The 15075-nt window shown below is 73.5% G+C and carries 10 protein-coding genes; 6 read left to right on the top strand and 4 right to left on the bottom strand.

Annotated elements, in window-relative coordinates; all coding sequences use genetic code 11:
- The first annotated feature begins 466 nt into the window (after positions 1 to 466).
- The 5 genes from ACFXAZ_RS10340 to ACFXAZ_RS10320 all read left to right on the top strand — a co-directional run bounded on the left by ACFXAZ_RS10340 (position 467) and on the right by ACFXAZ_RS10320 (position 5657).
- Positions 467 to 961: a single-stranded DNA-binding protein gene (locus tag ACFXAZ_RS10340; protein WP_384587357.1), complete on the top strand. Its 495-nt coding sequence runs from the start codon at positions 467 to 469 to the stop codon at positions 959 to 961.
- Between the two features lie 273 nt (positions 962 to 1234).
- A complete protein-coding gene (locus ACFXAZ_RS10335; RefSeq protein WP_384587355.1) occupies positions 1235 to 2671 on the top strand; it encodes a Cys-Gln thioester bond-forming surface protein in 1437 nt (478 codons plus the stop codon).
- A gap of 237 nt (positions 2672 to 2908) precedes the next feature.
- Entirely contained in the window at positions 2909 to 4573 is a 1665-nt protein-coding gene (gene ettA, locus ACFXAZ_RS10330; protein ID WP_384587353.1) for an energy-dependent translational throttle protein EttA, read from the top strand.
- 2 nt (positions 4574 to 4575) lie between these two features.
- Positions 4576 to 4986 carry an acyl-CoA thioesterase gene (locus ACFXAZ_RS10325; protein WP_384587351.1) on the top strand — a complete coding sequence of 137 codons (411 nt, stop codon included), beginning with the start codon at positions 4576 to 4578 and terminating at the stop codon, positions 4984 to 4986.
- Complete coding sequence (locus ACFXAZ_RS10320) at positions 4983 to 5657, top strand: hypothetical protein (RefSeq protein WP_384587349.1); 675 nt, start codon at positions 4983 to 4985, stop codon at positions 5655 to 5657. Before ACFXAZ_RS10325 ends, ACFXAZ_RS10320 begins: the two co-directional genes overlap by 4 nt.
- A gap of 33 nt (positions 5658 to 5690) precedes the next feature.
- On the opposite strand, the gene ACFXAZ_RS10315 is transcribed toward ACFXAZ_RS10320, so the two are convergent.
- From ACFXAZ_RS10315 to ACFXAZ_RS10300, 4 genes are all read right to left on the bottom strand, one after another.
- Positions 5691 to 6653: an ABC transporter ATP-binding protein gene (locus ACFXAZ_RS10315; RefSeq protein ID WP_384587347.1), complete on the bottom strand. Its 963-nt coding sequence runs from the start codon at positions 6651 to 6653 to the stop codon at positions 5691 to 5693.
- Between the two features lie 97 nt (positions 6654 to 6750).
- Positions 6751 to 9450, bottom strand: coding sequence for an FtsX-like permease family protein (locus tag ACFXAZ_RS10310; protein WP_384587344.1), 2700 nt, complete (start codon positions 9448 to 9450; stop codon positions 6751 to 6753).
- A gap of 490 nt (positions 9451 to 9940) precedes the next feature.
- The gene (locus ACFXAZ_RS10305) at positions 9941 to 13312 is read right to left on the bottom strand and encodes an FtsX-like permease family protein (protein ID WP_384587342.1); all 3372 of its coding nucleotides are present in this window, start codon (positions 13310 to 13312) and stop codon (positions 9941 to 9943) included.
- Between the two features lie 168 nt (positions 13313 to 13480).
- Positions 13481 to 13894, bottom strand: a complete 414-nt coding sequence (locus ACFXAZ_RS10300) for a globin (RefSeq protein ID WP_384587340.1) — start codon at positions 13892 to 13894, stop codon at positions 13481 to 13483.
- Between the two features lie 478 nt (positions 13895 to 14372).
- Between ACFXAZ_RS10300 and ACFXAZ_RS10295 the strand changes: the two genes are divergently transcribed.
- Positions 14373 to 15032, top strand: a complete 660-nt coding sequence (locus ACFXAZ_RS10295; RefSeq protein WP_384587338.1) for a DUF4232 domain-containing protein — start codon at positions 14373 to 14375, stop codon at positions 15030 to 15032.
- Positions 15033 to 15075 lie beyond the last annotated feature (43 nt).

Here is a 15075-nt window from a genome sequence, read left to right as displayed (position 1 = left end):
CCTTTGGGCCCCTGCAAACCGTCAGCCCCCGGCCCTTGGGCCTCTGCATCCCCTCAGCCCCCGGCCCTTCGCCCCCTGCGAACCTTCGGTCCCGAGCCCCCCTTCAGTCCCTAGCCCCTTCAGTCCCTAGCCCCCTCAGCCTCCGGCCCTTCCGAGCCCCTCCAGCCCCCCACCCCCGAGGCCCCCACCGTCGCGGAACCCCACCTTCGAGTGGCGGAGTTATCCACAGGCGAGGACGGCGTCCACAGGGCTCAGCGGGCCCGGCCCGGCGGCGGCAGTCTGGATCCACGGCGATCGCCACGACGGCGGTCGGCGCGAGTCCGCGGCGGACACGATCCGAGGCGACCCCGGGACGACCGGGAGACCCGAGGCGATCGAGCCCGCCGCGGCGGACACCGCCGTACGGGACGGGCCCGTCGGCGTATCCGCCCGGCGTGACGGCCGGGCGGGGGAGGAGATGTGGACCATGAACGAGACGAGCGTGTGCGCGGTGGGGAACGTGGCGACGCAGCCGGTCTACCGCGAGCTGGCGTCGGGCCCGTCGGCCCGCTTCCGGCTGGCGGTGACCTCGCGTTACTTCGACCGGGAGAAGCAGGTGTGGGCCGACGGGCACACCAACTTCTTCACGGTCTGGGCCAACCGCCAGCTCGCCACGAACGTGGCGGCGTCGCTGGGGGTGGGCGACCCGGTGATCGTGCAGGGCAGGCTGAAGGTCCGCACCGATGTGCGCGAGGGACAGAGCTGGACCTCGGCGGACATCGACGCGACGGCGATCGGACACGACCTGGCGCGCGGTACCTCGGCCTTCCGCCGCGCCGGCCGCCCGGAATCGGCGGCGACCGCACAGCCGCCGCGCCCCGAGCCCGACTGGGAGACACCGCCGGGCCGGGCGGAAGGTTCCGAGGCCGGTTCCGAGGCGGAGGCCGCCCAACAGCGGCCGGAGCTGGCGGCAGTGACGTGATGTCACTGTTCACCCCGGTCTGAAGCCTGAAGCGGCTTATCGGCGACTGCACCCCGGAATAAATCTCGAACAACCGTGGGGATTTGTCGATAAGCCCAGCTCAAGACAGCCCTGGCGATAACGATTCCGAGTCGGATCGGTTGCCCGTGGAGATCACGGGGAAGCACGGTCGGCCCGCGTCCTTAGGATGCCGGGCATAGCTCCAGGGGCTGCTGATGCTGCTGGTGGGACCACACCCCCCACATCGATAGGTCCTGCTCGAAGGGGAGTTCCGTGTTTTCTTCGTTCTGTGTGCCGCTCGTCTCCACCGGGCGGGGGCGTCGGCCGGTCCGTCCGGCCGCCGCCGCGCTGGTGGTGTGCGGGCTCGCGGTCGCCGGTGTGCTCGCCACCGCCGGTCCCGCCGCCGCGGACGGGACCGCGGCGGGCCAGGGCGGGGCGATCACCACGGTGGGCGGGCTGAAGACGTACGGGGACGCGGTCGTCCATGAGGAGACCGGCGACCGCCAGATCTCGGCCGGACTGTTCGAGATGTCCGTCGAGGGCGGCGGCACCCTCCAGACGTACTGCGTCGACCTGCTCACCCCCACGCAGAAGGACGCCAAGTACTACGAGACCCCATGGAGCGGCACCTCACTGGGCGCCAACGAGAACGCGGGCAAGATCCGCTGGATCCTCCAGAACTCCTACCCGAAGGTCAACGACCTGACGGAGCTGGCGCGCGAGGCGGGCATCGGCTCCGGTCTCACCGAGCAGGACGCGGCGGCCGGCACCCAGGTGGCGATCTGGCGGTTCTCGGACGGCGCGGAGGTGGAGGCCGTCGACCCGCAGGCGGAGCGGCTCGCCGACTACCTGGAGGACAAGGCCGGGTCCACGGCGGAGCCCAGCGCCTCGCTGACCCTGGAGCCGCCCGCGGTCTCCGGCCCCCCGGGCACCCTGCTCGGCCCGGTCACCGTACGCACCGGCGCGGACAGCGTGACGGTGACGCCGCCCGCCGACGCCGCCACCTCGGGCGTACGGATCGTCGACGAGCAGGGCGAGCCCGTCACCACCGCGCAGGACGGCAGCAGGCTGTACTTCGACGTGCCCGCCGACGCGGCCGACGGCACGGCGGAGCTGACCGTGCACGCCTCGACCACCGTCCCGGTGGGCCGCGCCTTCGCCTCCGAGGGCCGCAGCCAGACCCAGATCCTCGCCGGGTCCAGCGAGTCCACGGTCACCGCCGCCGCGAGCGCGGTATGGGCGGACAGCGGCCCGATACCCGCCCTGTCCGCGCGGGAGAACTGCGCCGCGGGCGGCGTCGACATCACCGCCGTCAACGCGGGCACGAAGCCCTTCACCTTCGAACTCCTCGGCATCGAGCACACCATCCCGGCCGACACCACCCGCACGGTGACGGTCCCGCTCCTCGAAGACCAGGCGTACGACTTCACGATCACCGGTCCCGGCGGTCTGGAGCAGCGCTTCAGCGGCGTCCTGGACTGCCTCACCCAGAGCAGCGGCACGAACGACGGCGAGACCACCCAGATCTTCAGCGAGCCCAGCCCGGCCACCGTCGGCGGCGGCACCTCCGAGGAACTCAACCTCGCCGAGTCCGGCTCCTCCGGCGCCACCCCGCTGATCGGCGGAGTCGCCATAGGCCTGGTCGTGATCGGCGGCGCGGTACTGATCCTCCTGCGCGAACGCGAGAGAACCGCCCCGCACCAGGACTGACCGTCCCCGTTCCTTGACACCTCCACAGCGAGCCACCCGCCCCACCACAGCGCGCGACGGCCCGGCGACGCGCCGTCGGCTCCCGTACGGCCCGCACCACCCTCACAAGCCCCCACCCGCCCCAGAAACCCCAGGTCAGCGCCAGCCACTGAGACTGGTTTCCTCCAGGGGGTGACGGTCGGGCAAGATGGGGTGTATCTGCCCACTGCCAGATTTCAAGCTGCCGGACGGTTTCTCTTGGCTGAGTTCATTTACACCATGCGCAAGGCGCGCAAGGCGCACGGCGACAAGGTGATCCTCGACGACGTCACCCTGAGCTTCCTTCCAGGAGCGAAGATCGGCGTCGTCGGCCCGAACGGAGCCGGTAAGTCGACGGTTCTGAAAATCATGGCGGGACTGGAGCAGCCCTCGAACGGCGACGCGTTCCTGTCGCCCGGATACACGGTCGGCATCCTGCTCCAGGAGCCCCCGCTGAGCGAGGACAAGACCGTCCTGGAGAACGTGCAGGAGGGCGTCGCCGAGGTCAAGGGCAAGCTCGACCGGTTCAACGAGATCGCCGAGCTGATGGCGACCGACTACTCGGACGCGCTCCTCGACGAGATGGGCAAGCTCCAGGAGGAGCTGGACCACGCCAACGCGTGGGACCTGGACGCGCAGCTGGAGCAGGCCATGGACGCGCTGGGCTGCCCGCCCGGCGACTCGCCCGTCACCACCCTGTCCGGTGGTGAGCGCCGCCGGGTCGCGCTGTGCAAGCTGCTGCTGGAGGCGCCCGACCTGCTGCTGCTGGACGAGCCCACCAACCACCTGGACGCCGAGTCGGTGAACTGGCTGGAGCAGCACCTCGCCAAGTACGAGGGCACCGTCGTGGCCGTCACCCACGACCGGTACTTCCTGGACAACGTGGCGGGCTGGATCTGCGAGGTCGACCGCGGCCGGCTGCACGGCTACGAGGGCAACTACTCCAAGTACCTGGAGACCAAGGCGACCCGCCTCAAGGTCGAGGGCGCGAAGGACGCCAAGCGGCAGAAGCGGCTCAAGGACGAGCTGGAGTGGGTCCGCTCCAACGCCAAGGGGCGGCAGGCCAAGTCCAAGGCGCGGCTCGCCCGCTACGAGGAGATGGCCGCCGAGGCGGACAAGATGCGGAAGCTGGACTTCGAGGAGATCCAGATCCCGCCGGGCCCCCGCCTGGGCTCCATCGTCGTGGAGGTCACCAACCTCACCAAGGGGTTCGGCGACAAGGTCCTCATCGACGACCTCTCCTTCACGCTCCCCCGTAACGGCATCGTGGGTGTGATCGGCCCCAACGGCGCCGGAAAGACCACCCTGTTCAAGATGATCCAGGGTTTCGAGCAGCCCGACTCCGGCAGCATCAAGGTCGGCGAAACCGTCAAGATCTCCTACGTCGACCAGAGCCGCGAGAACATCGACCCCAAGAAGACCCTGTGGGCCGTGGTCTCCGACGAACTGGACTACATCAACGTCGGCCAGGTCGAGATGCCGTCCCGCGCCTATGTCTCGGCGTTCGGCTTCAAGGGCCCGGACCAGCAGAAGCCGGCCGGGGTGCTCTCCGGCGGTGAGCGCAACCGCCTCAACCTCGCCCTCACCCTCAAGCAGGGCGGCAACCTGCTGCTCCTCGACGAGCCGACCAACGACCTCGACGTCGAGACCCTCTCCAGCCTGGAGAACGCGCTCCTCGAATTCCCCGGCTGCGCCGTGGTCGTCTCCCACGACCGCTGGTTCCTGGACCGGGTCGCCACCCACATCCTCGCCTACGAGGGCGACTCCAAGTGGTTCTGGTTCGAGGGCAACTTCGAGTCCTACGAGAAGAACAAGATCGAGCGGCTCGGCCCGGACGCCGCGCGTCCGCACCGCGCCACCTACAAGAAGCTGACCCGGGGCTGACCTTGCGGCACATCTACCGCTGCCCACTGCGCTGGGCGGACATGGACGCGTACGGCCACGTCAACAACGTGGTCTTCCTCCGCTATCTGGAGGAGGCCCGTATCGACTTCCTGTTCCGTCCGGAGAAGGACTTCCAGCAGGGGTCGGTGGTGGCCCGCCACGAGATCGACTACAAACGCCAGCTCGTCCACCGGCACACCCCCGTGGACATCGAGCTGTGGGTCACGCAGATCAGGGCCGCGTCCTTCACCCTCACCTACGAGGTGAAGGACGGGGACACGGTCTATGTCCGCGCCTCGACCGTCATAGTGCCGTTCGACTTCCAGGCTCAGCGCCCACGCCGGATCACCGACGAGGAACGCGAGTTCCTCGAAGGCTTCCGGGACGACCAGGAGAAGGCCGTCGCCGCATGACGGCGCTCCACCTCGCCGACGAAGGGGAGGCGGCGGATCTCGCGGCCTTCCTCTCCCGGCTGCTCCATTACGACCGTTCGGCCGCGGTGCGCCTCCAGGCCACCGGCACCGCACTCGCCGTCTTCGGCCGCCCGCCCTCCTTCGAGGTGCTGGCGATCCGCGCGGTCCGGCTGGCGAAACCGTACGAGAACGGGCTGGATGTCTCCCTGGACGTGACGGTGTCCGCGGGAGAACTGCTGGAGTCCGTGGACGAGGCCGCGGCGACCGCGGCCGTGCCCCGCGCGGTGACCGGCCCGCCGTGGGCCGGGGTGCTGCCCCCGCGCGGCGGCTGGCGGCCCGAACCGGGGCTGCCGGGACCGGAGGCGCTGCGGGCGCTGGTACGGGCGGCGGTCACCGAGTTCAAGGCCCGCACGCAGGAGCTGGCCCCCGAGCGCAGGGTCCGGGCCGAACTCGACGGGATCGGGCGGGAGATCTGGTCCCGCACGGTCGGTGACACCAACCTGCCGGTACGGGCGGTGCACGCGGCCCAGTCCCTGGGCTTCCTGCGCCCCGGCGCCCCCGGCGACCTGGCACTGGTCTCCTCGGGTGCCTGGCTCCGGCTGCGCACCGCGTACGGCTCGATCGCGGTCCGCCGGACGGGCACGGGCCCCCTGGGCCTCAGCGTGCGCTGACCGGCCCGCGACCGCCGTTCTCCCGCACAGCCCTCACCGGTCGTCCCGGTCACTGTCGTCCGGCCATACGGCGATATGGTCCCGTTCCAGCTCCAGGGCCACCCGGTCGCGCATGCCGAGGGCGCTGGTGTAGTCGGCGGGGAGCTGGAGCCGTCCGGCCCGGTCCAGCATGGCGTACTCGCGGGCCACGACAGTCTCCCGGCCGGTGGCCGCGTCGATCTCGCTGCGCCGCAGCACCTCCGTGGAGGTACGGCCGTCCCGGATGGCGACCGTGCGGCGCACCTCCCCGGCCACGGCCTGGTCGTGGGTGACGATCACGATGGTGGTGCCGAGCTGCGCGTTGGCGTCGCGGAAGGCGGCGAAGACCTGTTCGGCGGTGTGGGAGTCGAGTTCGCCGGTGGGTTCGTCGGCGAGCAGCACCGCGGGGTCGTTGGCGAGGGCGACCGCGATGGCGCAGCGCTGCTGCTGGCCGCCGGACATCTGGTGCGGGCGGCGGTCACGGCAGTCGGCGACCTGGAGCAGGTCCAGCAGTTCCAGGGCGCGGCCGGTCCGGTCGCGGCGGCGGGCGCGGGCACCGGTGAGCTGCATGGGCAGGGCGACGTTCTGGGCGGCGGTCAGATAGGGGAGCAGATTGCGGGAGGTCTGCTGCCAGACGAATCCGACGACGTCCCGGCGGTAGGCCAGGCGGTCCTTCGCGGTCATCGACAGCAGATCGCGGCCGGCCACGCGCGCGGCACCGGCGGTGGGCGTGTCGAGCCCGGCGAGGACGTTCATGAGGGTGGACTTGCCGCTGCCCGACGCCCCCACCAGCGCCATCAACTCGCCCTCGCGGACCAGCAGATCGAGCCCCTGGAGGGCCTGCACCTCCACCCCGTCGGTGGTGAAGATCCGGACCAGCCGGTCACAGGTGATCAGGGCGTCATGGCCATAGGCGGGGGTGGCGCGGGCGGCGCCGGCCCTGGCCGCGAGATCGGTGAGGGTGGGGTAGGCCGTCATGACGCTCCTTACGCTCCTTGGCTGGTACGGGTAGCTGTCGTCGTACGGGGGCGGCGACCGCTCGCCTGGGGCTCGGCCCAGGCCGTGCCACCACGCCTCACCGCACATCCCCCGCCCGCAACTCCCGTACGGCCCCCCGCCGGCCCGTCCACCAGGCCTGTGCCGCCGCCACGCCCACCGTCAGCAGCAGGATGGTCAGCGACGGGACGACCAGGGACAGGGCGTCCGTGCGTAGTTCGGCGGGGGCGGTGGCCGGGTGGTTGGGGGGCAGGGCGAGGGAGGTCAGGTCGAGGCCGGGGCCAAGGACATGGATGGTCGCCCATCCGGTGAGGGCGCCGCCCAGCGCCGCCAGGGCGGCCGGTGGCAGGGACTCCAGGACGAGCAGGCGGCGCCCCTGCGCGCGGGTGAGGCCCATCGTGCGGAGCCGGGCGAGAAGCGCGCCGCGCTCGGGGGCCGCGCGCAGCAGGGACAGCAGCAGGGCCAGCGCGGCGAGACCGGCGCCCGCGAGGACGGCCGCCGTGTAGAGGCGTTCCACGCCGGCCTGGAGCGGGGAGTCGATGAACCGGTCACGTTCCTCGGACCGGACACCGACCCGGGCCGCGCCGCTCCCGGCGGCGGTGCGCAGCGCGTCCCCGTCGATGTCGGGGCCGGTCACCAGGAGGGCCGTCGGCCGGGCGGCCCCGCCGCTCAGCCCGGCGCGGTCCACGACCAGGAAGTCGGTACCGGAGACGGCCGGTGTGCTCTCCCGGACCAGCGCGATCCGGACATCGGCGGTGCTGCCGTCGCTGAAGCGCACGGGGAACGGCCGGGTGCCGTACGTCTCGGCGACGACCGGTGAGGCCAGGGCGGGCAGCGGATCGCTCCCGGCGGCAGGGCGGCGCAGTTCGTCCGCGCCGAAGGCACCGAGGCCGGTGCCGGCGGCGAGCGCGGCGTAGGAGGGGACGTCCACGGCCGCGACCGGCACGGCCTGGCGGGCGGTGTGGGGGCGGGCCTGGTAGTCGACGCTCAGCGCGGTCGCCGACCGGACGCCGGGCACCTCGCGGACCCGCTCGGGCAGTTGGGCCGGGAGTGGCACGGTCGCCTCGACGCGCGCGTCGGCGCCGATGGCGAGCAGCGCCGCCCGGTCCCGGGCCTCGTGCACCCCCGCGAGGACCGAGCCGCCGAAGGCCGCGGTGGTCAGCGCGACGGACAGCGCCAGCAGCGGCAGCACGGCGGAGGCGGCGGCCGAACCGCGGCTCGCGCGGGCCAGCGAGAGCGGGCCGACGATGCCGCGCAGCCGGGCTACGGGGCGGGCGAGCCCGCGCAGCGGCAGCGGATGGAGACGGACCAGGACGAGGGCGGCGATCACGGCGACCAGCACCGGGGCCACGGCGGCCAGTTCGCCGCTGCCGCCGCCGCGTCCCCGCAGGGTGACGACCGCGCCGGCCGCGAGCACGACGAGGGTCAGCTCGGCGACCGTACGGCGCCGTGAGGGCCGTAGGGAGGTGAGGTCGGTACGGGGGTCGTGCACGCGGACGGTCCGGTGGGCGGCGATGGCGCGCAGGGGGAGGGCGAGCGCGGCGACCAGGGTCGCGGCGAGGGCGGCGAGCAGGGCGGGCGCACGGCGGCCGTCGGGGACCAGGAGCAGCGCGGCGCCCAGACCGAGGGCACCGGCGGGCAGGGCGACGGCGGCCGTCTCGCCGAGCAGCCGGGCGGCGAGACCGCGCAGGGAGACGCCGCGGGCGCGCAGCAGGGCGAGTTCGGCGCGGCGCCGGTCGGCGGCGAGGCCGCCCGCCATCACCAGCACCACGGCGGCGACGGTGCCGGTGCCGACGGCCGCGACGGAGGCCGGCGGGCCGATGCCGGAGCGCAGTTGGTCGTACTCGCCGAGGACGTCGTCGAGGCCGGTCACCGCGAGGGTGCGGTCGTCGGTGGCGGAGCGGACGGTGCGCAGGCCGGGGCCGGACTCCAGGGCGGCGACGGCGGAGCGCAGCCGGGGCAGTTCATGGGCGTACAGGGCGCTGTGGGCGGGGGCGAGATGCCAGTAGCGGGAGGGCATACCGGGGGTGCCGAGCATGGCGGGGGCGGCCTCGGGGGCGAGATGCAGGACGCCCTGCCAGTAGACGCTGCCGTCCGGGTCGTCGGGGACGCGCGCGAGGACGGGGGAGTGCAGCAGCGGGTCGGTGGACCAGTAGGGGCCGTCGGGGTCGCGCGGGGTGAAGACGCCGGTGACGCGGACGGCGAGCGGCTCGCGTCCGGTGCCGGGCACATGGAGGACCGACCCCGGTTCGATGCGCAGGTTCTTCGCGGTCTCGGCGCTGACCGCGGCCTCCACCTCGGGGGTGTCCGCGGTCACCGGCGAGGTGGCCCGGGGCAGCCGTCCGGCGGTCAGGGTGCTGTGGTCGGCGAGGCCGTTCTGGGCGACGAGGGTGACTTCGGCGGGCAGCCCGCTGGGCTGCGGGATCCACTCCTCGGGCACCGGCTGGGGGACGGTGGTGCGCACGCCGTACGCCGACTCCCGCCGGTCGGGCACGAAGGGCTCCTCGGCCGCGCCGACCGCCGCCGCGAACTGCCGGGTCAGCGTCTCGGGCCGCAGCGCCGTCTCCCGCTCGGCGCGGGGCAGCCCGATGTCCGGCGCGGGCGCGTAGATCTGGACGGTGGTGCGGTGGCCCCCGGCCGCGTCGACGGCCTGACGCAGCCCGTCGTCCTGGTACCGGTCGAGCGCCCGGGGGAACGCGGCGGCCAGCCCGGCGGTCACCAGGACCAGCAGGGCCAGCGCGCAGGCGGCACCGGGTGCGGACCGCAGCCGGGTCCGCACCCAAGGGGCGACGACGGAGGATCCCGCCTCGGCCTCGCGCCCCGTGAACCTCGGCCACCGTCCCCCGGACCTCGGTCGCCGTTCCTCGGACCCCGCTCGCTGTCCCGCAGGCTGCACTCGCCGTCCTCCCGACCTCAGCCGCCGTCCCCCGGACCTCAGCCGTCCTCTCATGGACCTCAGCCGCTCGCTCACGGACCCCAACCGCCCCTCACGGGCCGCAGCCGCGCCGTCGCGGGCGTCAGCCGCCGCGTCGCGGACATCAGTGGCCCGGTCCCGGGCCCCAACCATCCCGCCACGGACGCCAGCCGCCGCGTCCCGGACTCCAACCACCCCGTCCCAGGCCCCAGCCGCCTCGCCACGGACGCCGACCGCACTGTCGCGGGCCCCAACCACCCCGTCACGGACACCGTCCGCCTCGCCACGGGCCCCAACCACCCCGCCACGGACACCGTCCGCCCCGCCACGAGCCTCAACCGCCCCCTCACGGACCTCACTCGCCCCCCTGCTCACGCAACGCCGCCACCGGGTCCGTCCGACGGAGTGCCAGGGCCGCTGTCACCAGCAGCGGGGTCACCGCGACGGCGGCGAGCAGTACGGCCACGCGGCCCGGCGGGAGTTCGACCAGGACCTCGGGGACCGGCCGGGTGGCGTCGGAGGTCAGCACGATCAGCGGGATGACGGTCCGGGTCAGGAAGACGCCGAGGACCGTGCCCGCCAGCAGCGCCAGCCCCACCAGCACGCCCTGCTCGACGGCGATGGTGCGGGCCAGCCGACGGCGCGGGGCGCCCAGCGCGCGCAGCACCGCGAACTCGGCGTTCCGCTCGCGCAGCGACCCGGCCGCGCCCACCGCGAACCCCACCGCCGCCAGCGCCGCCGCCACCCCCGCAGCCGCCGTGAAGGCCGCCTCGGGCCCCGCGCCGAAGGGGTCGTCGCGCAACTGGGCGGCGATCTCGTCCCGCACGACGACCTGCGCCGGATCGAGCGCGGGCTGGTCGCGCAGCGCGGCGGCGGCATCGGCCGGCCGCCCGGTGCCCAGCCACCACTCGGTCGGCATCAGGGCGGACCCGTACCGCACATGGAGCTGCTGGTTGACGGCCCGCAGATCGACGAGGAGGGCGCCGCCGTCACTGGTCTCGGGCGTGGTCGACAGCGCGGACACGGCGCGCACGATCGTCACGGGCAGGGCCTCGCCGCCGAGGGTGATGTCGACGCGCTGCCCGGTGCGGGCGCCGGTGGAGTCGAGATAGCGGTCGGTGGCGATGGCCGTGAGCTGTGGCGGCGCGGGCTGCGCGACCTGGAGCCGTACGGTGACGAGGGTGCCGGAGGAGAATTCGTCGGGCCGGTATCCGGTGCCGTACTCGGCGCTCGGCGGCTGGTCCGAGACCAGTCGCGGCGGGGTCGGGAGGGTGTCGTCGCGTGGGTCGCCGGATGCCTCGGCGTCGTCGGGGTCACCCTCGGGCCTCGCCTCCCACTCGCCGGGCAGCGGTACCGTCCGCCGGGTCCCGTCGGCGGTCGTGGCGCTCAGCCCGCGTACGGTCAGCCGGTGCCGTTCGGGCTGCCCGAGGGGCTGGGCGACGGCGGACTCGACGGTGGTGAGGGCGAGCGTGCCGGTCGCTCCGGCGAGGTCGGCGGTGAGGACGTGCGGGCGGCCGTCGGCCCGCAGCTGACCGGCGGGAAGGTCGTACGGGACGCCGTTCGCGTCGACGACCGTGACCAGGACGTCGGCCGTGGTGCCGGGCGCGGCGCCGGAGAGGGTGGCCGTGACCCGTACGTCGGTGGCGCCCTCGGGGAGCGTGGCGCCGGTGGTGCGCTGCGGCGGGGCGAGGGACTCAAGGAGCGGCCCGGCGTGCTCGGGGGACAGGTCGGGGCGCATGAGCAGTGCGTCGGCGGCCTCGGCGGTGTCGAGCGCGAGCACGGTCGCGGTCCGGTTGCCGGACAGCGGCTGTTCGATACGGGTGGCCGGGGCGGCGGAGGTGACGTGCGGGAGCCGGCCGTAGGCGACGGCCTGCCCCGCCTCCGGAGTTCCGGAGGACGGCACCCGCACCGGGGCGCCCGCGAGGAAATCGGCCTGGTCGTCCTGCGAGCGCTCCCACGAGGCGCCCTGTCCGATCGCGAGCATGCCCAGCGCGATGGCGAGCACCAGCAGCAGCACCGGTCCGGCGCCGCGCATCGGCCGCCTGCTGAGCTGCCAGCCGGCCAGCGCGGCGGACAGCCCGCGCCCGCCGGTCGCCCGCCGCTCCGCCAGCCGGGCGATCGGCGGCAGCAGCCGCAGGGTGAGCACGGTCCCGGCGAGCAGCGCCAGCGCGGGGGCGGCGACCAGTAGCGGATCGATCCCGAGGGCGCCCGCAGTGCCGTCGCCGACGCCTGCGGACGCCTGCCCGGACAGAGAGCCGGACACAGACGCGGACGTCGACCCGGACGTCGACCCGGACGTCGACCCGGACATCGACCCTGATGTCGCCCCGAACAACTGCCCGGACGTCTGCTGGGAGAGCTGCCAGTAGGCGACCCCGGCCACCACCAGCAGCCCCAGGTCCGCGCCCGCCCGCACCGCGCCGGGCAGCGCCCGCGCCCGCCCCGGGCGGAAGCCCGCCGACGCCAGCGCGGGCAGCGTCACCGCGAGCGCGCAGCCCAGCGCCGCGCCCGCCGCCACGCCCCACACGGTGAGGTCCCCGACGCCGGGCAGGTCGAGCCGCAGCCCGATCCGGTCCAGCGCGTCCTGCCCCGCGAGCAGCCGGGTCAGCGGCCCGGCCAGCAGCGGCGCGCACAGCAGCGCGGGCACCGCGAGCACCAGCGCCTCCAGCGCCGCGTGCAGCGCGATCCGGGCACGGGACGCGCCACGCGCCCGCAACAGCCGGGTCTCGTCCGCGCGTTCGGCGCTCAGCAGCCGGGCGACCAGCAGCAGCGCACACCCGGCGAGCAACACCAGCTGAAGCGCGACGATCAGCAGGGTCGACCGCGCCACGAGCAGCGACCGCTCGATCCGATCGAGAACGACCGGCAGCTCGGTCGCGGCAGCTGTGGCCCCACTCAGCTCGGCCTTCCCCCGCAGCCCCTCCGCACCGCTACGAGCGGCCTCACGCAGCGCGTCGATCCGCCCGGTGCTCACCCCGGAGAAGTCCGCAGCCGCCAGCCACCCCGACTCCCCGGCGCTCACGGCCCCACCGCTCAGGGTCTCGGGAGCGGCGAGCAGTGGCCCGTACGTGGTGAAATCGCCCTGCTTGACCCCCCGCCCCTGAAGATCGTCGAGCTTCCAGTACGCGGCGGAGGGCGACGCCGGACGGTAGACACCGGTGATCAGCACCTGGACATCGGGCCCGTCGAGCCGGTTGACGAGGCCGAACCGGTCCCCGGGTCCCAGCCCGAGCCGCTCGGCGGCGGCGTGCGGCACGGCCGCCTCGATCACCGCGCCGCCCGCGCGGGGCAACCGCCCATCTTCGAGCCGGACCTGGCCGGGATCGAGGGCGGCGAAATGCGTGAGATCGGGCTCGCCGGAGTCGCGGGCCCCGTCCTCCCCGGCCCGAAGACCGGCGGGCAGGGCATAGGGCCCCGAGCGCTGAAAAGTCCGTACGGTGGTCGGCAGCCCGTCGAAGGTACGGCGCGCCGCGTCCCGTACGGCGGTGTCGGCGGCGGCGTACTGGTCGGCGGGCACAGTGGCCTTGACGATCAGCGCGGTGTCGGCGGCGTTGCGGTCGTCCGCCAGGGAGTGGCGCAGGGCGGCGTCACCGATCGCGCCCGAATAGGCGGCGAGGGTGGCCAGCACGGCGGTGGTCAGGACGACGGTGAGCAGCGCCGCCGCCAGCAGCAGCCGGTGCGCCCGCCCGCGCAGCAGCACAAACCTGACAGCCCCCGTGCCCCCCACCCCGTACGCTCCCGTCCCCCCGGCGCTCTCCGGACGTCGGTGATGTTGTCAGAGGGGGCGGCCCGGGGGTAAGCGCCAGTGAACAGGCCTTGACCGGATTGTGACCGAAAATCGGCGAAGGATGCCCGGAATCCGAGCTTCAGTGGGCGATTGCGGTCAGCGGGGTGCTCAGCCGGGGGTATTGATCATCGAGGCGGCGGCGTACGTCAGGTACTTCCACAGCGTCCGCTCGTGTTCCTCGGACAGTCCCAGCTCGTCCACGGCGACCCGCATGTGCCTCAGCCAGGCATCGTGCGCGGCCTGATCCACGGCGAACGGGGCGTGCCGCATCCGCAGCCGTGGGTGACCACGGTTGTCGCTGTATGTGGTGGGTCCACCCCAGTACTGGATGAGGAACAGCGTGAACCGCTCCTCGGCGGGCCCGAGGTCCTCCTCGGGGTACATGGCCCGCAGGATCGGGTCCTCGGCGACCCCCTCGTAGAAACGGTGGACCAGGCGGCGGAAGGTGTCCTCCCCACCGACCTGCTCGTAGAAGGTCTGCTCCTGAAGCGTGCCGCGCGGAATCTCGTTCACGCCCTCCATGGTGTCAGACGGGGGGATGGAGGACTTGAGGCTTAGGTCCTGGGTCCTACGGGCCATCCGGACGGAAGGAGGCGTGGAGCGCAAGCCTGGTGCAGGTCCTCCCACAGTGACGGCACCGGCAACAACCGCGTCGAGATCGCCGACCGTTCGACGGCGGTCGGCAGCCGCGACGCGAACAAGTCGGTTGAGGCGGCCATGCCACAGTCGGTGATCAAGACCTACCGGGTCACGGATCTGTCCCAGCCGTTGCCGGCCCACGCACAGGTACGGAACGGCGGCGGGAACCGCCTCCCGACTGGCCGCAGGGCACCGCGCGGCGCGTCGCGGCCGGCCGTGGGCGTAACAGGCGGGTACTAGCGGGAGGCCGGACGGAACGAGTCACCCCGCCGGACCGGTCCTGCTGCTCAGAACCGCCGCTCATAGCGACTCGCGCCGAGCGGCCGGGACCCCGACGAACCGACACTGAGGAAGAAAAACGATGCGCGTTCACAAGCTCACCCTCGCCGCCCTGGCCGTCGTCGCGAGCCTCTCGCTCACGGCCTGCCAGAACGATGACGGCAGCATGGGGGAGAGCGACCCGAAGCCGGTGTCCACGGAGTCTTCGTCGGACAGCTCCGAGCAGGGCGACGCGACGGACTCCGCCGGACAGGGCACGGCCTCGGGGTCCGACTCAGGCTCCGGCTCCGGCGCTGGCTCCGGCTCCGGGGACAGCAGCGCGCTCGGCACGTGCCGTACCGATGACCTGGAGATCACGGCGATCGACAGCACCATCGACGGTGACGGCGAGAACACCGTCGCGGTGGAGATGACCAACCGCGGCGGCCAGGACTGCGACATCTCCGGGTACGCGGGCGTCGACCTGGAGACCGACTCGGGCACGCTGTCCGCGGAGCGCACCGGTGAGGACTCCGGCCCGATCACCCTCAAGGACGGGGAGATGATCGCTTTCGGCATCACCTACCCGATCAACGACTCGGGCGGCTCCGGCGTCGGTATCACCGGACTCCTGGTGACTCCCCCGAACGAGACGAAGTCGGTCACCCTCGCCTGGCCGGGCGCCGCCACCCTGCCCGTCACGGACGGCTCCGGCACCCCCGTGCAGGTGGGCCCGATGGGCAGCGCCGGGCAGGGCGGCTGAACCGCGAGTGCCGGGGGACGCCCGGCGAGGTGGACAGGGGGAC

This window comes from Streptomyces sp. NPDC059477 (assembly GCF_042749375.1).
In the GTDB taxonomy this organism is placed as follows: domain Bacteria; phylum Actinomycetota; class Actinomycetes; order Streptomycetales; family Streptomycetaceae; genus Streptomyces.
Note: the sequence above shows the minus strand (reverse complement) of the source record. Positions and strands in the feature narration are given on the sequence as shown.